The organism is Peptoniphilus rhinitidis 1-13, from assembly GCF_000246925.1.
Lineage (GTDB): Bacteria > Bacillota > Clostridia > Tissierellales > Peptoniphilaceae > Peptoniphilus_A > Peptoniphilus_A lacydonensis.
The window spans coordinates 1-21178 of the sequence record NZ_BAEW01000005.1; the positions used below are offsets into that span (position 1 = coordinate 1).

The following is a 21178-nucleotide window of genomic DNA, read 5'->3' on the forward strand; positions in this document are numbered from 1 at the left end:
ATACTAATCTCACATAATCAATTTAAAGAATCTTCACACTTCAAAGTATTTGGATTTTTATATAGAGATGACAAAATACCCCTCACCTTATATAGTGAAAATTGCCCTCTTTGGTAACCTGAATTTTTATTTTTCTATAATATTTTTGAGTTTCAATGATTAATTTAAGCATAAAAAAATGAGGACTTATGCTATTAGGCATAAATCCTCTAATCTAAATTTTCCTGTTCAAAGACTTTAAATATTTCTTTCTATTAATTATTTAATTTCCATGATTCTGCCTTAGCCTTTGCATTTATAAGGTCAGAATAAAGTCCATTATTTTTAATCAGTTCTTCATGATTTCCACATTCTACTATTTCTCCATCTTTTAAGACTAAAATCTGGTCAGCATTTCTAATTGTCTTTAGTCTGTGGGCAATCATAATTACTGTTTTATTCTTTGTTAATGATTCTATTGCTTCTTTAAGTTTATCTTCATTTTCTGGATCTATACTTGCTGTGGCTTCATCAAAGATTATGATGTCCGCATCTTTTAGCATGGCTCTGGCTATGGAGATTCTTTGTTTTTCTCCACCAGATAGGCTTGCTCCACCTTCCCCAATAATAGTGTCATATCCTTCTGGTAAAGCTTCTATAAATTCATGACATCTTGCTTTTTTTGCAGCTTGAACTACTTCTTCATGGCTTGCATTTTGTTTTCCAAATTTTATATTATTTTCAATTGTATCCTCAAATAGATATACATCTTGAAATACCATGGAAATTGAATTCATAAGGTTTTCTATCTTATAGTCTTTTATATTTTTTCCACCTATTAATATTTCACCAGAATTTACATCCCAAAATCTCGCTATTAGATTACAAAATGTTGTTTTACCAGATCCAGATGGACCAATTATGGCAGTCATAGTATTTTCTTTTATCTCTGCTGAGACATTTTTTAAAATGGGTCTGTAATCATAAGAGAAGCTGACATTTTTAAAGACTATATCATGATTTTTTATAGGCTCTGTAATACTTCCTTCTCTCATATCAGGCATAGAGTCGATAAAACCTACAGAATCAATGGCATTTTCGCAAGCTCTTAGGATTGCCATGTTTGATCCTGCCCCGATTAAGCCTTCAAAGATAATAAATGATGCCATAATCATAAGAATTGTTTCAGCAAGTGGAAGTTCACCAGATAAATTTAATTTTAATGATACATAGACCATAGCTACTGTTGTTATTCCCATTACAATTCTTTGGATAACTGTGTATGGTGCTACAGATATTTCTAAATCTAAAAGTATATTTGATGTATCTTTTATAGACTTTCTTAAAGCCCTGTTATTTTCTCCACCAAGATTATAGGATTTTATAACCTGCATACCTTGTAAAGTTGCTAATACTTCTTTTGTAAGTCTTGTTTGTGTTTCTGTCATTTTGTCTGCATTAGCTGATGATTTTTTCTCCATCATTGATGTAACGATGAAAAATACTACCACACCTGCTACAGCAACCAGTCCTACCTTTACGTTAAAAATTAAAGTTCCAAGGACAAAGACTAAAGTATTTAAAACTCCACCAAGTACAAGAACCAAAAGCATAGGCACCCACATTTCTGCTTGGGAAAGTGAAGATGTAGCAATAGTAGTTAATCTTCCTAGTGAAAAGCTTGAAAAGAAACCCATAGGAACTCTTTTTATTTTTTCTCCTATTTCTATCCTCTTATGAGCTGCCATAAAATATCCAGCGTGTGTTTGTGCCATTTGTGATGATTTTTGTGTCATTATCTTTCCAACAAGGGATATAACTAATATTCCAAGACAAACAAAGATAGCCTTATAGTCTAAAGTTTTAGAAAATATATTTACTAGCATATAGTAAATTGCTCCAAACTCAAGGGCATTAAATACTGCGTGCAAAAATCCAGCGAGAATAGATTTCTTAATATATACCTGTTCTTCTTTTGAAAAATTCCATATCTTTTTAAACACATTAAGCATTTTCATCACCCCTTAAATTTGCAGCATACATTTCCTTATAAAGATCTGATGACTTTAATAGTTCTTCATGAGTACCATAAGAATTTAATTTGCCATCTTTAATAACAAATATCCTATCTACATCAACAATTGTCTTTAGCCTATGAGCGATTATGATTAAAGTTTTACCCTTAACTAGATTTGCCAAGGCGTTTTGTATGAGAGCTTCATTTTCAGGATCTATATAAGAAGTTGCTTCATCTAAAATTACGATTGGTGCATTTTTTAGCATGGCACGAGCAATAGATATTCTTTGTCTTTCTCCTCCAGATAGATGACCTCCACCTTCGCCAACTCTTGTATCATAACCATTAGATAGATTCATAATAAAATCATGGCAGGCAGATTTTTTACATACATCTATAATTTCTTCGTCAGAGGCATTCTTATTTCCAAGCCTAATATTTTCCTTTATAGTCATATCAAAGAGGAAATTGTCTTGGGATACAAAAGAAATAAGTGAAGACAAGTTTTCGAGCGACACGTCTTTTGTTTCTACTCCGCCAATTTTAATAGATCCCTTATCTACATTCCAAAATCCAGCAATAAGTTTTGCTATTGTGGACTTACCTGACCCAGAAGGACCAACAAGGGCTGAAACAGAAGATTCTTTTATTTCCATAGAAAGATTATCTATAACCTTATTTTTTCCATCGTAAGAAAAGTCTACGTCTTGAAGTTCTATATTATAGGATTCTATTTTTTCTCCCTTGTCAATATTTTCTAACTCTCTTGAATCTAAAATTTTTCCTATTTCAGAAGTTATAGTTGATATTCTTGACATATCATCCATATAGTTCATGATTTTTAAAATGCTAGAAACCGTAGCAAAGGATAAGACGATTAAGGTAATTAAATTTCCTAAATCAATACTTCCATTTATATAAAATAAAATCCCAAAGGGTATGATTGTAATAATTCCCATAGGAGAAAGTAATCTACCTATGGCAACCCTATTCATAGATTCACCCATCCAGTTATAATAAAAACTTGCATTGTCATAAACTGCATCAGCATATTTTTTATAAGATGATTCGCTTTGATTAAATGTCTTTATTACTTCTATCCCATTTATATACTCAACAATGGAATTATTCATATGTTGACCAATGGCAACTGACTTTCCAAACATTTCCTTATAATGAGCATTCATTACAGACATCATAGTAGCCATTCCCACTATAAATGGAATTAGTGATAGCAAGGTCAATCGCCAATCTAAGGTAAACATATAAATAAATAATAGAACAGGTCCTACTAAGTTTGCAGTAAATTCTGGCACTAAGTGGGCAAGGGATGTTTCCATAGAATCAACTTGCTCAACAATTATATTTTTAAATTCCCCTGAAGATCTTGAAAGAACATCTCCCAATGGCATCTTAAATAATTTTTTGGAAATATCATTTCTTATTTCTCCTAATGAATTAAAGGTTGCCGTATGGGAAATACTTGTTGATATTCCTGCTGCCACTTCTTTAATAACAAATGTTATGAAAATACTTATACAAAGTGGAGTGTATAAGCTCATATCCCTTATGCCATTAATCAAATTCACAATAATTTTCGCCATGTATATATAAGAAAAAAGCCCAGCCACTACTCCAATTATTGCCAATAAGATTGACATAAAATATGAGCCTTTTCTCTTTTTTACATATTGTTTTATTAGATCCATCAAATCCCCTCCTTAATATTAAATTTTTTTCCCATTAATATAGCTAATATTTTTTCTTTATCCTCCTTTGTAGAAAATTCCTCAAAAGAGTATCCGTCTAGATAAAGAATTTTATTGCAGGAATTACACAAAAATTCATAATCATGGGAAATTATAAGTATAATTTTTTCTTTTTCTTGTAATTTCTTCATTCTTTCTGAAATAATTTGCATATTATGTCCATCTAAACCACTTGTTGGCTCATCAAATAAATAAACATCTCTTTCTAAAAGTTCTGCTGAAGCGATAGTTAATCTTTGTTTTTGTCCGCCTGACATGATTTGTGGATGGATGTCTTTTATATTTTCTAAGTTAAAATCAGCTAATATTTTATCTGTATCTGCATCTTTATTATTTAGTTTTAACTCGTCTTCTGCTGAAACTTCAAAAAGATTACTATCAGGATTATTTGATAGGTAGTATATTCTTTTTCGCCTATTTCTTTTGTTTAATTTTTCTCCATTTATAGATATAAAACCACTATCTTTTTTCATAAGTCCACTTGAAATTTTAAACAGAGTAGATTTGCCTATGCCATTATCCCCAATAATTCCATAAATATTTCCACTTTTAAATTCGTAGGTCAAATCTTTTATAAGGACATTCTTATTATAGGAAAAAGAAATTTTTTCTAAGTTCATAGAATTTATCTCTTTTAACTTATTTAGTTTAGGAGATATTTTATTTAAAGAAAAGAATCTTAATCCTAACTTATTGAAAAAATCTTCGCTTTTTGATAATAGTTCTTCCTCTGTAAAAACATTGCTAATTTCCCCATTTTCAAGATAATAATATTTATCCACTACTCCTCTAAGGTAGTATAGCCTATGCTCTGAAATGATTATCGTCTTTTTCTTTTTCTTTAATAAAAGCATAAGTTTTCTTAAAGCTTCTACACTTTTCATATCTAGGTTAGCAGACGGTTCATCAAAAACATAAATAGGTGGATTAAGTGCATTTATTGAAGCAATTGCTATTTTTTGTCTTTCTCCACTTGAAAGATGAAATAAGTTTTTATCTTTTAAATTTTCTCCATTAATAGATTTTAAGGAATTATTGATTATTTCATCTATTTTTTCTCTTTCTATCCCATAATTTTCAAGCCCGAAGGCAATTTCATCTTCTACATTTTCTGCAAAAAATTGACTCTTGGGATTTTGAAAAATAGATCCTACTTTCCTTCCTATTTCATATAATTCTTTTCCCATGGGATTTATTCCATCTATGGAAATTTCCCCCTTTAATTTCCCTCCATAAAATTTATAAGCAAGACCATTTATAAGTCTTGTAAGGGTAGTTTTACCACAACCACTCGCCCCTATAAAGGCAACACATTCCCCATCATTAATTTCCAAATTAATATTTTTTAAGATGTTTGCTGAATCTTTACTGTAGGCAAAGCTTACATTTTTTAACTTGATCATCTTAATAACTCCTCTCCAGGAAAATCATGCTCATTGTGATAAAGATGGTGATTAAACAAACAATAACATCAAGATTTCTAAATTTTATTTCTCTTCTTGAGCTATGTTTTCCAGATGCAGAAATTCCTCTTACTTCCGATGCGGCGGCAAGTTCTTCAGCTATTTTTGAAGATGAAAACATCATAGGAACAAATAAATATTCCATCGTTAAAAATGGCTTTTTAATAGAAATTAATCCCCTTAATCTCAACGAGTCGATAATTTCTTTAAACTCACTTTTAACTACTGGGAAAAATCTCATCATGAAAATAAGTGGCAAAGCAACATTTCTATGAATTTTCATTTCTTTCATTATTGCCATTATCTCTCCTGGAGGTGTTTTTAAAATTGGTATTACTGATAGAACTATAACTAATGTTCTTATAACCATAAACAGAAACATATCTGGAATCAAAATGCCAAAACCTTCACCATTTGAGACAAATCTCAAAAAACTTAAAACACCCATTGCAATAATTAGTTTTATAGTAGATTTGCTATATCCTTGCAGTGATACATAAATAACTAGAATGGCGGCTAATAAAAAAAGTACAGTATCTTTTGACAATACTGAAACCAAAAATACTGTACTTAAAAATACTACTAATTTGGAACGTAAGTCCAAATGCATCATTTTATTATGCCTGTCTTTTTAAAATGCTTTTCTGTCATCTTATTTCCTAAATAGCAACCAATAATTGCCGCCACAATAGTACATGCTAAAGAAATAAGAATCCATTTAGGATTTGTATAATACTGAGTTTGTATTTGAACTTGTTCTGGAGATACGCCAGACTTAATGAAGGCATCTTTAAAAAACCATATTTCGCTCATACCATGAGCCGCTCTAGTTAATGATGTAATTATCCAAGCAATAGTAATTCTTTTTATGTTCCTATAGCTATCTGTACCAAGCATAGATAACTCTGCAATTATCCCGCCACCTACAAACCATGGAATCATAAAAGGACCCATAAAGACAGTTGCTAATATAGCTTGTATAATGTTATAAATTAGTGCAACTCCCGGTTTGCCTACTTTCATAGCCATATAAACAAAAAATGGTCCTAAAATTAGCGCAGTAAACACAGCATTAAAAATCATATTGAAAAATAATGATGCCCCTGTAATCATTGAAAAAGCAATGAATACAACAATCATGATTGCAGAAAAGATTCCTATGGTTGCTAAATCTTTTATAGTTAATTTTTTACTTTCCATAATTCAACCTCCTTATTTGATATCTATTATCATTCTATAATAGGCTAAGCTTATTTTCTTGACTATTTAGACTAAATGTGCTGTTTTAGATATTTTTCTATATTCTGAAGGAGTGAGATTAAACTTATTTTTAAAAGTATTTGAAAATTTAGCATGATCTGTGAAACCTACCCTAATAGCAATTTCCGTAATTGAAATTGATGTATTATTCAAAAAATCAGCTGCTACCTCCAATCTTTTACTTGTTATAGCTTCCTTAATTGTTTGCCCAAAAACACTCTTATAGCAAGATTTCATTGTGGTAGAATTTATCTTAAAAATTTCTGATAGTTTATCATAAGTTATATTTTTTTCGTAATTATTCTTTATAAATTCATCTATTTTCTTTACAATATCAACATTTGTCTTAATAAAATATTTCCTATCGCTTATCTTGTTATTGGTATCAAGGCTTGAAATATATAGGAAAAGTTCTTGAAATTTTACCCTTAGATATTCAATTAGAATTTCATCTGGAACTTTATAAACTTCATAAAAAATATGTTCAATATTCCGAGTAGCTCTTTGTACAAAAACTTTGTCCTTATTGCATAATTTTCTTAAAACAACTTCAAATTTAATCCCTAACATTTCCTCTAAAAAATATATTTCGCTATCAAATTCTTTTGGATTAATATAAAAAGTCACACCATGATAATGAGATATAGGAAAAAAAGATTCCTCAGAGCTGTTACTACTTGCATTGATTGCAAAATCTCCCGATTCCATATAAGTAATAGTTCCATTGCTTAACACGCATTCAAATCTTCCTTCTCTACAATGATTAATCTCATAGCTTTGATTTAAATTTTTTGATAATTTTTTCTTTATGACAGAAGTGTGTATATCATTATAAAAAACTGTTACCCCTTTGAAAATTTCGTACTTCGAAACTATATACTTCCCATTTTCCAAATTATGAAATTCGCAAATTCTCCCTTTAGAATTTTCTATTATTTTTTCTAAATTTCTTCCATAAAGATGGCACATTAACTCCTTACCCATAAAAATCTCCTAATTAATGAGTTTTTCTCTCAAATAACCTTCCAACATCTTTTTGATTGTTTTTTTATTTTCAATAAAAATTTCTTTTTGATTTAAACTTTCATATCCTAAAATCAGAGTATTTACAAAGGTCACTAAAAACTCATCTTCAAAAATAGATGAGAGACTATCGTTTGGATCAAATGCAGACGACAAAATTTCTGCGTTTGTTTCTTTTAAATTTTTAAACATTTCACACAATCTTTTATCTTCATTTTGAAGTTTCAAAAAAATTGCATATATGCTTTTAAATTCATTTTCATCATAAATTCTTTCCATCATCATCTCAGTAATTGCGTCTAAACTCGTTAACTTAGATGTGTTGATAGTTTTGTTTTTTTCTCCTCTATATTTGATACCTAATTTCATAAAATCATAAATCATTTCATAGGTTGAGCCATAATGATAGTAAACACCACCTTTACTTAAACTTACTTTTTCTATAACATCTTCCATAGTTGTATTTTGGAAACCCTTTTCTAAAAAACATGTCTTTGCCGCTTCCAGAATTTCTAACTTCCTTTTTTCTCCAACTTTCAATTTTTTATCATTCAAAACTTTATCTCCTGTCAATAAATAATTCCGACGCTATCGTCAGTTTTATTATAGCTCATTTGATAATTAATTTCAATACATGAAGGATTTTAAAATTTAGTAATCTTATTTAAGATATTTGCTTGAACGCCCTTTATGCTTCTTTATTAATTTCTTTAAATGCGGTATAATTAATAAAACTTAATACACGCTTGACGCTTATAACTTTAATAGCAAGCACAGTAAGTGTACGGACACTTACGAAAAAATTAATGGAGCAGACCTTTACGGAATGCTCCATTTTTTAATTTTTACCTTGTTAGGGAGAACCCTAAGACCCCGAAATATATTTTATAAAGGAGAATAAAATGGCAAATAGATTTAGAAATGAAAGAATAGAAATAAAGCTAACTAAAGAAGAAAAAGAAGTTTTTGAAAAGAAAATGAAACTTGCTAATTGTAAAACTATGTCCCACTTTCTTAGAAAATGTGTATTAGAAAAAGAGATATATGTTGTAGATTTAGAACCATTTAGAAACCTACAATGGCTACTTTCAAATGCAACAAATAATATAAACCAGATTGCAAAAGCTACTAATACAACTGGTGTTATATACAAAAATGAAATTGAATCAATGAATAAACAGATAGAAAAATTATCAAAAGAAATATGGCAGATCCATTCCCTACTTCTTAATAAATCAAAATGAAATTTATTATATAAGTCAAAATTTAATTTATAAATACATTAAATACCAGATGAGAAATTCTACATTTTTAATAAAAACTAGGTACATCAAATACTGCATTTTTCATGAATATAATCATGTTTTTATTTTTCAAATCAATCTACATGATTTGAAAAATATCTTTCCGAACTTAAATATAGTATTATAGTAAATACAATAAAAAAAGAATACCCTCATGCAAGAGTATTCTTAAAATAAAAATAGTAATTATCTTTTTTCATTCTATAGAATAATATTAAAAAGCAGCATAAAACATAAGTAGAAATAGTACCTACTTTTCAATTAAATCGAAGAGAGATCTATAACATTTTCTTCTCCAAAATACTCTTTAGATTTTTCTATTATGTCAGAATCATCAGTAGGCATATATATTATTAAATTCTTTTTTGCTCTTGTTATACATACATAAAATAATTTTTTTGTACGTTTCTGAACATTAGAGTTCGGAGATCCTTTCCCAAATAATGTTCTAAAGTCATATTTATTCCAATCAGACTCTAATACAAGCAATACATTGTCATATTCACTACCTTTAACACTATGTTGAGTACAAATTGGTGAAAATTCTTTTAAATATAAAACGCTTTTTCTATATTGATTAAATGTTATCTTTTTTATTCTCTCCCATAAATAAAACCCTTTATTTGAAATATAATCACTAAACAATTCATCTTCTTTGAGTAACCCTTTTACTTCCGCAAATTTTAATACATTTTCTATCGTTTGATTATTTTCACTTACAAGATAATCAATTGCTTGCTTAAGGCAAATCTTATCATTTCTATTATGAATAGAAAATTTTGTTATTCGTAGAAAATCATTAAATCTATTAGCCTCATATAATTCAATAATCTCCTCTAATATATCTAATCTGCGTAAAATCCTATCTCTATAAGAATTAGCTTCATATCTACCACTCATTCCATTTAATTTATATGACATGAGTGATTCCTTAGTAATTCTACATTTTTCGTAAGCTTCTTCCCATGACATATCTTCTAAAACACTATATATTGACTGATAAATTTCATTTCCGTTAATTTGATCTAACAGCTCCACTTTGTTATATGTCGGTTTTACCTCTAACGCTATTTCTCCCAAAGTCTTATTACAGTCTAAATTTCCCTTATCAATTTTTTTCTTTATCCCACTTATAAGCTTAGTTATCAAATCAGCATTATATAGATCATATAAGTCTTTAAAGCCAGTCATTTCAGCATTATATTTATGTGTTAGCCTTAACTCTTTTGTTTGTTTTCCATCAGAAAAATCCCAAGATTCAAAAATATTCTTTTCCTTTATGCTTATAAAATCATCTACTTCATTTCCATATAAAAATTTAATACTACCTTCTCTAATAGTACCATTCTCCATATTAGGTGCATTTGTATCTTCTGAAGGTCTTTGCTCAATATCATCATCTCTAAACTTATTGGCTACTTCGATTACAACTCTTGGATTTCTTCGGTTTTGCGTCTTTACTATTTTAGTTAAATTATATTTATTTAAATTACCAACTCCGTCGTCATATATAGACTGCATTGAATCTCCAAAAAAACCAATTACATTTTTCTTATCGCTTTGCTCAAGATGCTTTAGTAAAATATCAGCAACTAAAGGACTTGTATCCTGATATTCATCAACAAAAATACAATCTGCAATATCCTTTAAAATGTCCGCTATTTTTTTATATTTCTCAAACATTTTCTCTGCAACAATCAAAATGTGATTATGGCTGATTTTCACTCTATTTTCATCATTTGGTGTTACAGAATAATACTCATCATAATCCACATAAAGATTTTCGAAATATTCTTTAGAAATTAAATCCGCAGAAAAATCTTTTGGCTTTTTAAAGTTCTTTTCATTATCATCGTTAATAAGCTCAACTAAAATATTTTTTATTTCATTCTGATATTTTCTGATAAGAGACCATATAAACTCATGTATTGTTGAAACCCAAATATTCTCATTTTCTATTCTTGATAAAATTTCGGCAACTGCATTATTTGTATATGTAATGCATACTATCTTTATATCTGGTAATTCCTCTGTGAGTGCATTTATTAAGGAATTTAAGGAGTATGTTTTTCCACTACCTGCTCCACCTTCTAAAATAAAATTTTCACCATTTTTTATACATTGAAGAGCTTCTAATACTTCTTTTTCCAATGTTAGCGTATCCATAATAAGCCCTCCTCAATATAATGTGGAACTGCCCATTTTTCATCTTCTTCGCCATTCTCATCATCAAAATACAATAAGCTTGATGCAAATGCCGATTTCTTTTTCACATTATTCAAAGCAAAATTATAATAATCACCATTTTCTATTTCATCATTCGAAAAATCTTTTAAAGCTCCATATTGATAAAACCCTTCTTTGTTTTTTAATATAAAGTCTTTATTTAGTGCTATAAATGCATCTTCAAAACTACTTGCTTGATACTCACCATAAGATTCTGGTATTTGATATGCCATTCTCATATTATCTTTAATTTTATCCTCAGCATTTTTCCCTACAAGTTCCTTAAATTGATTATTCGATGTATCAATTCCAGTATCTTTAAAAAATTCTTTTATTGATGCGTTACTTGTATGTGTTCCCTCATCGGGGTGACAACTCGTATATACAGTTCTTTCTTTTCCATTTTTATCTATTTTCTTTTCAGCTTTAACAGAGTCAATATCCGTAACAAACAAAACTTTTGTTCCTAAAAAGGAAAATAAAGGCATAAATATATGAGAATGTGCTCCAACTTCTATTATAGAAATATTCTGTGATAATAGTGGTATAATATCTGCTCTTGGCTTTTCTTTATTATCAATTTTATGCATCATCACTGGCATTAAAATTCGTTCGGTATCTCCTTCTATACAAATAGCTTTATCCGCAAAGAAAAGTTCACTTCTATTCATTGTCAGATATTGTTTTACAAAATTAAATCCTTTCTGTTCATCTCCACCATACTCTTCTTTTAAAGAATTAAAGCTCTTAGCTATGACCGTATTCCCGTTTTTCTTCAAATATATAATGTCATCAAAGTTACATTCAGAAACTATATGTGATGAATGCGAAGTGATTAAAATCTGCAACTGCTTATTCTTTTCTTTCAACAACTTATTTCTATGTGCTTTGATATGAGATTTAATATTCCTTATAAATATATACTGTAACTGAGGGTGTGTATGTGCTTCAGGTTCTTCAATATATAAGAGATTTATATCTGCTGGTTGTTCAAACAATTCCTGTATATTGGTTTCAATCTCAAATAAAATACCAATTAAATTCAAATACCCCAATCCATTATATGTTTCTGGAAGCGAATAATCTCCTCCTTGTCTATAACTTAAGTTTGTATTATCTGACAATAAATTTTTCTCTGAAATAGATGACTCTATTGCTATATCAATTCCATTTTCTGCACCACCATAAGTTTTAATAACATCTATAACATCACTAAAAATACCATCAATGGGTTCTTCACCTTCACTTTTTTCTCCATTGTAAATCTTATATAATTCTTTATCGGCTTCCTCCAATTTTTCTTCAAGTCTTGTAAATACCGATTCACTTTCATCTTTTGCAGCTTTATAAGAACTGAAATATTTACCAGTTAAACCTGATAAAACATGATTACGATCATCATTAGAAACCGCTCGATCAGCTCTTATTCCTGCCACTTTAATGACTTTTTGAATATCTTTATTATCAATTTCTTCTGATCTATCTTGCGTTATTTTGTTTGCTTCAACATCAAACCCTCTTGAATATTTTTTCGTTTCAAAGAAGTTTCCAAAATTCTTACTCATAAATTTGGAAAATGATTTAAAATCTTCAATATTTTTTTCACTCATAATGTTTTTTAATTCTATGATTTTTTTTGCAGCTATTAACGAAATAAATTCTAAAACTATTATGTTATTATCTGGATTTAAGTCCATCATGAATTTTTGAATATTCTCATATGAATCATTATCATTATACTCAATAAATAATTGCATATTAATAGTTTCTAATAATTGAACTTCATCCAGCTTTGTTATATCAAAACCAATTATTTTTTTATAAAGATCTTTCTGGCATTCTAAATTTATATCTTCCCAAAATAATTTAGATGAATTTAGCATTTTATCTAAAACAATAATGGATGACGTTTTTCCACAATTATTTTTACCTATAACTAGCGACAATTCATCTTTGAAATTTAACTCAAAATTTTTTAATAATCTAAAGTTTTTGACTTTCATCTTTTTTAAAATCATTTTAATACTCCTTTTTACCTTCTACATCAAACTTTTCTTTTATATTTATTTTCCTAAAATCCTTTGTCTACTTACATCAACTTGTTGTTTCCGAGACAATTTTCACTACATCAACAACTTTATCAAAGGTCAGATCTCCAATATACTTATTTTCACTGAGATATACATCCCATAAGGATCTTAGGTAAGAATCATCTTTTATGTCCTCGATTATTTCCTCAGAGTCTTGCATTATCTCATCACTTCCTCTTTTGTTTGAGGTACTTTCTATTGCTTCTTTTAAAACTTCATAGTCTATCTCATCTTTTTTTAATTTGTAGAGGGTGTATAGGTCGTAAAAGTCTCTCATTCGTGTTGTTGTTATATTTCTTCTGATTATGGTTTCATATTTTTCTGCGAGAATTGTTTCTAATGGATATGCCATTATTTTTATGTCTTCTTTACTAAAAATACATGGATAGGTATATTCTATTTCCCTTGGTGTTATTGCATCACCTGTTGTAAGGTCAAGTTTCATTGGATTTTTAGTTTTCCCAACATTTGCTATTAGTGAAATTCTAAAGTTCTCGTACTCATCCTCTTCCCTAATATAGCTGATGTCTTTTATTTCAAATTTTATCCCATCATCTACATTGATATTTATAATTTCTTCTACAATTTCTTTTATTTTTTCTTCTTTCAGGGCTATGCCTTTTATGGTTGTGTCCATATCCATGGTTGTTCTATTTTCAATTCCGATTAATGATGATATTAGGAATCCTCCCTTTATTACAAAATTATTTTTGTATGGTGATTTAGATAGTCTTTCTAAAAATCTTTCAAAAAAATATATTTGCAGAACTTCTTGTGACTTTAGATTTTTCTTCTCTGCCATGCTTCTTATCTTGCCCTTTATACTCTCGATATTAATCACAATAATACCTCCATGTATTTTCTAATTTCATTTTCTATTTTAAATAATCTACTGTATTTTATGAGTCGTCTTAGATTTTTATTTGTTGATTTAAAGTATCTTTTTAAGGCTTCTGTAAAAATCTGTTTATCTATTTTTTCTCTTTCGACTATGATATCGCAAATTGTTCGATCAATATCATAAACTGGGATAAGGTTGCCTTGTGGTGATTTTATTTCTGCCTTTCCTAGTTCGTATAAATCTTTTTTTACATAGTGAACTTGTAGATCCTCATATCTTTTTTTGATATGGCTGGCATTGTAGCCTTGGGGTACAGATATATGAAATACATTTGGAGTCCTATCGGATAGATCGTGGAGGTAGAGGGCTGTTTGATGGGAAAATATAATTCGATTACTATTTGATGATATTAAAACAAAATCGTCTATTACTTTTCCTTTTAATTGATATAGTCCAGGTCTTAATCTTTCTAATTGTCCGATTTTTGTTAATTCTGATAAATTATGCCTAGTATATCCAAGTTCTTCTGCTTCTTTGTTGGTGATTACTAAATTTTCTTGTATATATTCTTTAAGTATATTCATAGTCCACCTCCTCTCGTTTACGCTTTTATTATATGTCATAAAAGCGAATATGTAAAGTTGGCTATTAGAGTTTTGTATTTTGAAAAGGATGTAACGAATCCTTACTCCCTTTCAATAAAAAAAGAGCAGCTTTTTAAGCCACTCTTGTAGAAAGTACAAAATGAGTTTATCTTATTAAATTTTTCTTTGTGTCTCCTCATACTAGTCTCAAAACAACTCTTACGTTCATGTAGTTTTTTTGAGTCTTTTTGACGTATCCTTCTTCATCTTTATCGAAGACAAAATGCTTATAAAACTGCTTAAAATGCAGGATTTCTATATTTACATCTTTTGTATCAACGCTATAGTCTCTACATGAGAAGTTTTTGGAAATTGATCAATAATCTCTATTTCCTCTATTTTGTACCCTCCTTCTTCAAAAACTTTGAGATCTCTTACTTGTGTAACAGGATTGCATGATATATATAGAAATTTTTCTGGAGAAAAATCTATTATTCTTTCTATCGCTTTTGGATTTATTCCTTCTCTAGGGGGATCTAGTACAATTATATCTGGATTTTTTTCTAAACTATCTAAAACTTTTAGTACATCTTCTGCAATAAATTCTACATTTTTAATTCCATTTAATTTTGCATTTTCTCTTGCCGCTTCTACTGCTTCTTCCACAATCTCAACCCCAATTACTTTTTTCGCACTTCCTGCCAACATTTGTGTAATTGTTCCCGTTCCTGAATATAAATCAAAAACTAATTTATCCTTTGCATCAATTTTTTCTCTGGCTATATTGTAGAGAATTTCTGCTGATTTTGTATTTGTTTGAAAAAATGAAAAAGGACTTATTTTAAATTTTAGCCCTAAAACTTCCTCTTGAATATGATTTTTACCATATATTAAATTTATTTCTTCTGGCACTATTGCATCTGATAGAGTGTCATTTTTTACATGAAAAATACTTACTATTTTTCCATATAATTCTAAACTTAATAAAAATTTTACAAAAGCATCTCTATCAAGTTCACTTTGAGTTGAAGTGGCTAAGAGAACCATTATTTCTCCAGTTTTTGTTCCCTTTCTTATTAAAAGGTGACGCAAAAATCCAAGGTGTGTCTTCCTGTTGTAATGACTTTTCCCCAAATTTTCAAAATAATTTCTCACTTCACTTCTGATTTTATTGAAGTCAGAATCCACAATATTACACTCACTAGTATTTATTATTTCGTGAAATCTATTTTTCACATGCAATCCCAATGCAAGTGGTCCACCTTTGTACTCATCTCCAAAAGTATATTCCATTTTATTTCTATAAAATTTGTGACTTGGTGAAGGTACAATTTCTGGTGCAAAATCAAAATCATTTTCTTCAAATAATTTTTTTATTAAACTTTTTTTATATTCCAATTCATCTTCATATCTTAGCGTTTGATATGTACAACCTCCGCACTTCTCAAAATGAGGGCAGGGTTTTCCCTTTTCTATACTTGATCTTTCAATTACTTTTAATAATTTCGCCTTTTTTGACCTTCTTCCTCTCGGCTTTATCTCAACAGTTTGCCCAACTATGCCACCTTTAAATTCGTAATTTCTATTCTCAAAATTAGTCCTCGATATATTTGGAAATCTCGCTTCCTTTACTTTAACTTCTATACTCATATTGTCACTCCTTAGGAAAAATTATATCAAATTATATAAACCCCCTCAATTGTATTAATTTTATTGCTTAATTCCTTATATATTATTATCTAAAATATAATTATTATGATAATACATTTATAACTTTTAAAAAGCAAAAAAGCAAAAAAATAAGACAGTTTCCTGTCCTATTCGTAGAGATTCCTACTTCCAAATTTAATTTTGCTGTTATTTAGAGCTCTCTTTTGTGGATAATTGTAATTAGAAATCATCGATCTAAATATTGTAGCTGCCTCTGACCTTTTAATAGATCTTCTTGGATAAAAGTTTCCATCTGCATAGCCACGCAATATTCCACTTTCGACTAAAGTTCCTACATAACCTCTAGCCGATTCACTTATCTTGTTCTTGTCTTTAAATTCATTAGTTGCACTTTCCTTTGGAGTCAAAGAGTAAACATGGCCAAGAATTTCTGCAACTTCTTCTCTTGTAATTTCTCGAGTTGGGTTTAGCTTTCCAGTTGTCGGAGTAATATATCCTGCCTTGACACCCTTTGCAACATCATTATAAAACCAATCAGAAGTACTCACATCAGAAAAAGTAACAGTATAAGTTTTTTCATAACCAGCTAAACTATTTACAGTTGCATAAAACTCTGCTCTTGTCATATTTTCATCTGGTTTAAAATTGCCATCTTCATAACCTGACATAATATCTTTTTTAGTTACAAAATCAACTGCCGGCTCTGACCAATGCCCTCTTGTATCTTTAAAGGATCTTGCAATTACAGAACTTGGTAAAATCATCGTTGCACAGATAAGGATCAATGAAGTCTTATTAAAAATCTTCATTTTTATCACCCTCAATATAATTATAACTTAATTTTTTTCTTTTGAAATAGCTTCTATTTTAAGTTTTGATTACAAAGAATATTCTTTGTAACACTTGTGCAACAAATGTATCAAAATTACTTTTTTCCTATTTATTACAAAATTTTTATGCAAATAAAAAGAGAACAGATTATGTAAATAAATAACTGTTCTCTAAGGGAAGAAAAAAGATGATGAAGTTTTCACTTCACATATATTGTACTTTAGAAAGTTAAATTTGTCAACAACTTTATGAAAATATTTTCAAAAAAATATAAAAAAAATAAATTCCTTTATTTCCTTGATTTTAACTAATTTTAAATCTTTGATTGCAAATATTAAAAATATTATGAATATATTTGCACAGATTACTTTAATTAAATCTTTGTGGTAAAATGTAGTTGAGGTGATATTTTGTTAAAAGATACTATTTTAAAAAGAAGATCTGTTAGAAAATATAAGGATAAAGAAGTTGACAAAGAAAAATTAGAAGAACTTTTAATGTATGCTTCAATGGGGCCAAGCAATGGTAACTCCCATCCAGTAGAGTTCATAGTAGTTGATGACAAGGAAAAAATCGAAGAGCTTTCAAACATGGACTCCTTTGCAACTCTTTACCTAAAAGAAGCTCCAGTAGTTGTAATAGTGATTGCAAACACAGAAATTTGTAAAACTTGGGTTGAAGAAACTTCACTTACTGCAGCTTATCTTCAACTATTATTAGAAGAAGAAGGGCTTTCATCATCATGGATTAATGTAAAAGAAGGAAAAACTGCCGGAAAAATATCTTATGAAGAATATTTCGCAGAAAACTTTGGAATAAAAAAACCTTACAGAGCACAATGTTTAATTCCAATTGGATACAAAAAATCAGGCACAAAGGATCACGAAGAATTTGATATATCAACAAAAGTTCACTACAACAAATTCTAAAATCTTTAAAAGATTTTAGAAGATTCAAGATCAATTTATATCAAAAAGACGAGGATACTAACTTTTCTCGTCTTTTTGTAATTATAAACTTTTCAAAAATTTCTTTATTAACAACTAGTCCTCATTAAATTCAATTAATGGTGCCGGCTTTCCTCCAGATGCTAAATCTATCTTAGTTACAATAAATATTACTATAAACGCAACTATTGCACCAGGCACTATTGCACTAAGTCCCCATGGATTATTTAAAATAAATATCCACAAAGCCGATACAATAGTGCCAGAAAGAATTGCTATAAAACCAGCTTTTTGTGTAACATCTTTCCAAAATAGTCCACAAACAAATGCTGCAAATGGTCCTGCTGAGCGTAATGCAAATGCAGACATCATAACGCTTATAATGTTAGAATTCAGTAGAGCCACACCTAATCCAAAGAGCCCTGCTAAAATCATTACTATTTTTGAAACTAAAACCTCTTCTTCAGGATCTGTGTCATTTTTAGCTATATAAGGTTTATAAATATCATTGGAAAACATTGTTGCTGTCCCAATCATATTTCCAGATGCACTTGATATTGTCGCTGCAACTACAGCCGCAAGAACTATACCTGCTACCACTGGTGGTGCAAACCTAATTGTTGCATCTGCAAGCGCCGATTTTGAAACTCCATTTTCTAAATATCCATCAATGTAAGAGTATGCTATTAAACCAATAAGCGCAGGAACTATGGCATATACTGCAGACAAAATCCCTGCTATTATGGAACCTGTCTTTGCCGCAGCTCCATTTTTTGCAGATGAAAATGTTTGTACAATTTCTTGTCCCGTTGGAAATGTCATACAATACATAGCAACATACCCAAGTACAGTTGGAAATCCTATTTTAGTCATACTAATTAAATCTACTTGTCCATTTGAACCAAGAGATACTTCTCTTGCTTTATCAAACAAACTAGTAAATCCACCAATTGTTTCACTCTTAACCATTATAAATAAAGCTATTGTCATACCAACCGTTATAAAAAATACATGCATCATATTGGCTGATGCAACTGACGCAAATCCACCAATCATCGTATAAGCAATTACAACTATTGTAGTTATAATTGCTACTATTTTAAAGTTTACTCCTGTTAATACATTTATTATAGAAGCTGTTGCTATTATTTGAGCTCCTGTAGCCATAAATAATGCTAAAATTGAAGTTATAGCAGTAATTATATGTGATGGTTTCCCATATCTCATTCCAATAATTTGTGGAACTGTATTAGCTGATGATCTTCTAAAATAAGAAGCAACCAAGGAAACAAGAACAAATCCAATGCCTGCGGCAATCACATACCATGCAGCTGAAATCCCATAGCTATAAACATTGGCTGCTATTCCTGTGGTTGATGCTCCTCCTGTATTAGCTGCAAACAATGTTCCTGCAAGTACTAAAGGTCCTAATGACTTTCCCGCCATTAAAAAATCTTCATTAGCATTATCAGACTTTGATTTCTTTTTTTGTCTAGCTGATGCGAAAAGACCAATTGCAACTGTTGCTACCATATAAATAATAATTATTATAAATGTCGTTTTTTGAGTAGCATTCATAGTTACCTTCCTTTAAATCTTAAAACTTTTCCCGCTTTTTTAGGAGTAGCTTTCCCATCTTCAATTAAAATATTTCCATTTACTATCGCGTAGTCGATACCTGTTGCTAATTGTTTAGGATTTGTGTAATCTCCATTATCTTTTATATTATTAAAATCAATAACTAGTATGTCTGCCGCATAACCGTCTTTTAAATAACCTCTGTCAGTAAGTCCTATTGTATCCGCTGCTTTGCCTGTCATCTTTCTAATAGCAACTTCAACTGGAAATACTTTTTCGTCCCTACAATACTTTCCAAGAACTCTTGCGAATGCTCCATAAAGTCTTGGATGTGGTTTTGCTCCTATGATTCCATCTGTACAAACATTTTGTTCATCTCTCTTCATAAATGTCTTTATGTGCTCTTCCATACCATAGAAATCAACTAATCCGATAATATTTTCTTCATCTCTAATTAAGTCAAATATTGCATCGTAAGGATCTTTACCTGTCGCTTCACCAAGTTCAATAAGATTCATTCCAACATACTTTTCTGACTCTTTATTCTTAACGAATGTTATATAAATTCCCTCAAGTCCTGCAAAGTCTATAAAATTATCCCATCCAGGTATTCCGTCTTTAATGTCTTTCTTCATTTTTTCACGAAGATCTAGATCATTAAGTCTTTCTATTAGTTTATCTGTTCCTCCATCATGAACCCAAGGTGGTAGTATCACCGACATCATTGTTGACCCTGCAACATATGGATATTGATCAAAAGAAATTGTAAGTCCTTCTTCTTTAGCACTATCAAGCTTTTTTATAATGTCAGGAATTAAATCCCAGTTGTTCTTTCCACAAATTTTAAAGTGTGAGAAATGACTTCTGCATCCCCCTTCTCTTGCAATTTTTAAAATTTCATCCATTGATTCTAACATTGCATCTGCTTCTGATCTTTGGTGAGTTACAAACACGCCTCCATTTTTCTTTATAACTTTTCCAAGTTCTATAAATTCATCAATATCTGCATATACACATGGAGGATAAATCATTCCAGTGCTCATTCCAAAAGCTCCTGCATCAAAAGCCTTTTGAAGTTCATTGTTCATCCTCTCTTGCTCTTCTGCTGTTGGCTTTCTATTTTCAAGCCCCATACTAACCATTCTAAGATTTCCATGTGGTGCAAGATAGGCAATATTTGGGCCAAGGTCTAGCTTATCAACTTTGTTTAAATATTCTTCTATATTTCTCCAATCCCACTCGTACTCATATTCTCCTTCTAGTCCAGCCATTGCTTTCTTCCAAGGTTTTACAGTTTTATCATTTACTGGTGCAGGTCCCATTCCATCTTGTGCAACAAGCTCTGTTGTAATCCCTTGAAATAATTTTGGCGCAAGATATGGGTCTTCGATTACTAGCATTGAAGAGTGGGAATGTGTGTCAATAAACCCTGGAGTAACGATTTTTCCTTGTGCATCAATAACTTTATTAGCATCTACATCATCATCGACAAAATACATCTTTTCATCTTTAATAGCTATATTTCCATTAAATGTTTCTAAACCTGTTCCGTCAACTACAGTTCCATTTTTAATTAAGATATCGTACATATTATC

17 protein-coding genes are annotated in these 21178 nt (G+C 29.9%); 2 read left to right on the plus strand and 15 right to left on the minus strand.

All coding sequences use genetic code 11. The annotated features are described in order from the left end of the window. Nucleotides 1-254 precede the first annotated feature (254 nt). The 7 genes from RH95_RS04525 to RH95_RS04555 all read right to left on the minus strand — a co-directional run bounded on the left by RH95_RS04525 (nucleotide 255) and on the right by RH95_RS04555 (nucleotide 8066). Entirely contained in the window at nucleotides 255-1991 is a 1737-nt protein-coding gene (locus RH95_RS04525; protein WP_010245056.1) for an ABC transporter ATP-binding protein, read from the minus strand. Further along, nucleotides 1984-3705, minus strand: coding sequence for an ABC transporter ATP-binding protein (locus RH95_RS04530; RefSeq protein WP_010245058.1), 1722 nt, complete (start codon nucleotides 3703-3705; stop codon nucleotides 1984-1986). Before RH95_RS04530 ends, RH95_RS04525 begins: the two co-directional genes overlap by 8 nt. Continuing rightward, nucleotides 3705-5168 carry an ABC transporter ATP-binding protein gene (locus RH95_RS04535; protein ID WP_010245060.1) on the minus strand — a complete coding sequence of 488 codons (1464 nt, stop codon included), beginning with the start codon at nucleotides 5166-5168 and terminating at the stop codon, nucleotides 3705-3707. Before RH95_RS04535 ends, RH95_RS04530 begins: the two co-directional genes overlap by 1 nt. Nucleotide 5169: 1 nt before the next feature. After that, nucleotides 5170-5841: an energy-coupling factor transporter transmembrane component T family protein gene (locus RH95_RS04540; protein ID WP_010245063.1), complete on the minus strand. Its 672-nt coding sequence runs from the start codon at nucleotides 5839-5841 to the stop codon at nucleotides 5170-5172. Then, complete coding sequence (locus RH95_RS04545; RefSeq protein WP_002834820.1) at nucleotides 5838-6428, minus strand: MptD family putative ECF transporter S component; 591 nt, start codon at nucleotides 6426-6428, stop codon at nucleotides 5838-5840. Before RH95_RS04545 ends, RH95_RS04540 begins: the two co-directional genes overlap by 4 nt. 66 nt (nucleotides 6429-6494) lie before the next feature. Further along, complete coding sequence (locus RH95_RS04550; protein WP_010245078.1) at nucleotides 6495-7472, minus strand: helix-turn-helix domain-containing protein; 978 nt, start codon at nucleotides 7470-7472, stop codon at nucleotides 6495-6497. A 9-nt stretch (nucleotides 7473-7481) separates the two neighbouring features. Then, nucleotides 7482-8066: a TetR/AcrR family transcriptional regulator gene (locus RH95_RS04555; protein WP_010245080.1), complete on the minus strand. Its 585-nt coding sequence runs from the start codon at nucleotides 8064-8066 to the stop codon at nucleotides 7482-7484. Between the two features lie 347 nt (nucleotides 8067-8413). Between RH95_RS04555 and RH95_RS04560 the strand changes: the two genes are divergently transcribed. Then, nucleotides 8414-8755 carry a plasmid mobilization protein gene (locus RH95_RS04560; RefSeq protein ID WP_010245083.1) on the plus strand — a complete coding sequence of 114 codons (342 nt, stop codon included), beginning with the start codon at nucleotides 8414-8416 and terminating at the stop codon, nucleotides 8753-8755. A gap of 321 nt (nucleotides 8756-9076) precedes the next feature. On the opposite strand, the gene RH95_RS04565 is transcribed toward RH95_RS04560, so the two are convergent. The 6 genes from RH95_RS04565 to RH95_RS04590 form a co-directional block, all read right to left on the minus strand. Continuing rightward, complete coding sequence (locus tag RH95_RS04565; RefSeq protein ID WP_010245087.1) at nucleotides 9077-10981, minus strand: UvrD-helicase domain-containing protein; 1905 nt, start codon at nucleotides 10979-10981, stop codon at nucleotides 9077-9079. Further along, the gene (locus RH95_RS04570; RefSeq protein WP_010245090.1) at nucleotides 10969-13059 is read right to left on the minus strand and encodes an ATP-dependent nuclease; all 2091 of its coding nucleotides are present in this window, start codon (nucleotides 13057-13059) and stop codon (nucleotides 10969-10971) included. The genes RH95_RS04565 and RH95_RS04570 overlap by 13 nt, the downstream gene beginning before the upstream one ends. A gap of 76 nt (nucleotides 13060-13135) precedes the next feature. Next, entirely contained in the window at nucleotides 13136-13972 is an 837-nt protein-coding gene (locus RH95_RS04575) for a nucleotidyl transferase AbiEii/AbiGii toxin family protein (protein ID WP_010245093.1), read from the minus strand. Next, nucleotides 13969-14556 carry a type IV toxin-antitoxin system AbiEi family antitoxin domain-containing protein gene (locus tag RH95_RS04580; protein WP_010245096.1) on the minus strand — a complete coding sequence of 196 codons (588 nt, stop codon included), beginning with the start codon at nucleotides 14554-14556 and terminating at the stop codon, nucleotides 13969-13971. Before RH95_RS04580 ends, RH95_RS04575 begins: the two co-directional genes overlap by 4 nt. A gap of 321 nt (nucleotides 14557-14877) precedes the next feature. Then, nucleotides 14878-16206: a 23S rRNA (uracil(1939)-C(5))-methyltransferase RlmD gene (gene rlmD, locus RH95_RS04585; protein WP_010245099.1), complete on the minus strand. Its 1329-nt coding sequence runs from the start codon at nucleotides 16204-16206 to the stop codon at nucleotides 14878-14880. A 167-nt stretch (nucleotides 16207-16373) separates the two neighbouring features. Continuing rightward, nucleotides 16374-17036 carry an S-layer homology domain-containing protein gene (locus tag RH95_RS04590; protein WP_010245102.1) on the minus strand — a complete coding sequence of 221 codons (663 nt, stop codon included), beginning with the start codon at nucleotides 17034-17036 and terminating at the stop codon, nucleotides 16374-16376. Between the two features lie 432 nt (nucleotides 17037-17468). Here RH95_RS04590 and RH95_RS04595 point away from each other — a divergent pair, with 432 nt between their 5' ends. After that, nucleotides 17469-17987 (plus strand): nitroreductase family protein, encoded by a 519-nt coding sequence (locus RH95_RS04595; RefSeq protein ID WP_010245105.1) that lies wholly within the window; start codon nucleotides 17469-17471, stop codon nucleotides 17985-17987. A 114-nt stretch (nucleotides 17988-18101) separates the two neighbouring features. Here RH95_RS04595 and RH95_RS04600 read toward each other — a convergent pair whose 3' ends face one another. Both RH95_RS04600 and RH95_RS04605 read right to left on the minus strand, forming a co-directional pair. Continuing rightward, the gene (locus tag RH95_RS04600) at nucleotides 18102-19583 is read right to left on the minus strand and encodes a sodium:solute symporter family protein (RefSeq protein WP_010245108.1); all 1482 of its coding nucleotides are present in this window, start codon (nucleotides 19581-19583) and stop codon (nucleotides 18102-18104) included. Nucleotides 19584-19585: 2 nt separating this feature from the next. Continuing rightward, nucleotides 19586-21172, minus strand: a complete 1587-nt coding sequence (locus tag RH95_RS04605; protein WP_010245111.1) for an N-acyl-D-amino-acid deacylase family protein — start codon at nucleotides 21170-21172, stop codon at nucleotides 19586-19588. Between the last annotated feature and the right edge of the window lie 6 nt (nucleotides 21173-21178).

Coding starts and splice junctions, on each gene's coding strand:
- RH95_RS04525 (WP_010245056.1), bottom strand. CDS start 1,991: ATGCTTAATGTGTTTAAAAAGATATGGAATTTTTCAAAAGAAGAACAG.
- RH95_RS04530 (WP_010245058.1), bottom strand. CDS start 3,705: ATGGATCTAATAAAACAATATGTAAAAAAGAGAAAAGGCTCATATTTT.
- RH95_RS04535 (WP_010245060.1), bottom strand. CDS start 5,168: ATGATCAAGTTAAAAAATGTAAGCTTTGCCTACAGTAAAGATTCAGCA.
- RH95_RS04540 (WP_010245063.1), bottom strand. CDS start 5,841: ATGATGCATTTGGACTTACGTTCCAAATTAGTAGTATTTTTAAGTACA.
- RH95_RS04545 (WP_002834820.1), bottom strand. CDS start 6,428: ATGGAAAGTAAAAAATTAACTATAAAAGATTTAGCAACCATAGGAATC.
- RH95_RS04550 (WP_010245078.1), bottom strand. CDS start 7,472: ATGGGTAAGGAGTTAATGTGCCATCTTTATGGAAGAAATTTAGAAAAA.
- RH95_RS04560 (WP_010245083.1), top strand. CDS start 8,414: ATGGCAAATAGATTTAGAAATGAAAGAATAGAAATAAAGCTAACTAAA.
- RH95_RS04565 (WP_010245087.1), bottom strand. CDS start 10,981: ATGGATACGCTAACATTGGAAAAAGAAGTATTAGAAGCTCTTCAATGT.
- RH95_RS04570 (WP_010245090.1), bottom strand. CDS start 13,059: ATGATTTTAAAAAAGATGAAAGTCAAAAACTTTAGATTATTAAAAAAT.
- RH95_RS04580 (WP_010245096.1), bottom strand. CDS start 14,556: ATGAATATACTTAAAGAATATATACAAGAAAATTTAGTAATCACCAAC.
- rlmD (WP_010245099.1), bottom strand. CDS start 16,206: ATGAGTATAGAAGTTAAAGTAAAGGAAGCGAGATTTCCAAATATATCG.
- RH95_RS04590 (WP_010245102.1), bottom strand. CDS start 17,036: ATGAAGATTTTTAATAAGACTTCATTGATCCTTATCTGTGCAACGATG.
- RH95_RS04600 (WP_010245108.1), bottom strand. CDS start 19,583: ATGAATGCTACTCAAAAAACGACATTTATAATAATTATTATTTATATG.
- RH95_RS04605 (WP_010245111.1), bottom strand. CDS start 21,172: ATGTACGATATCTTAATTAAAAATGGAACTGTAGTTGACGGAACAGGT.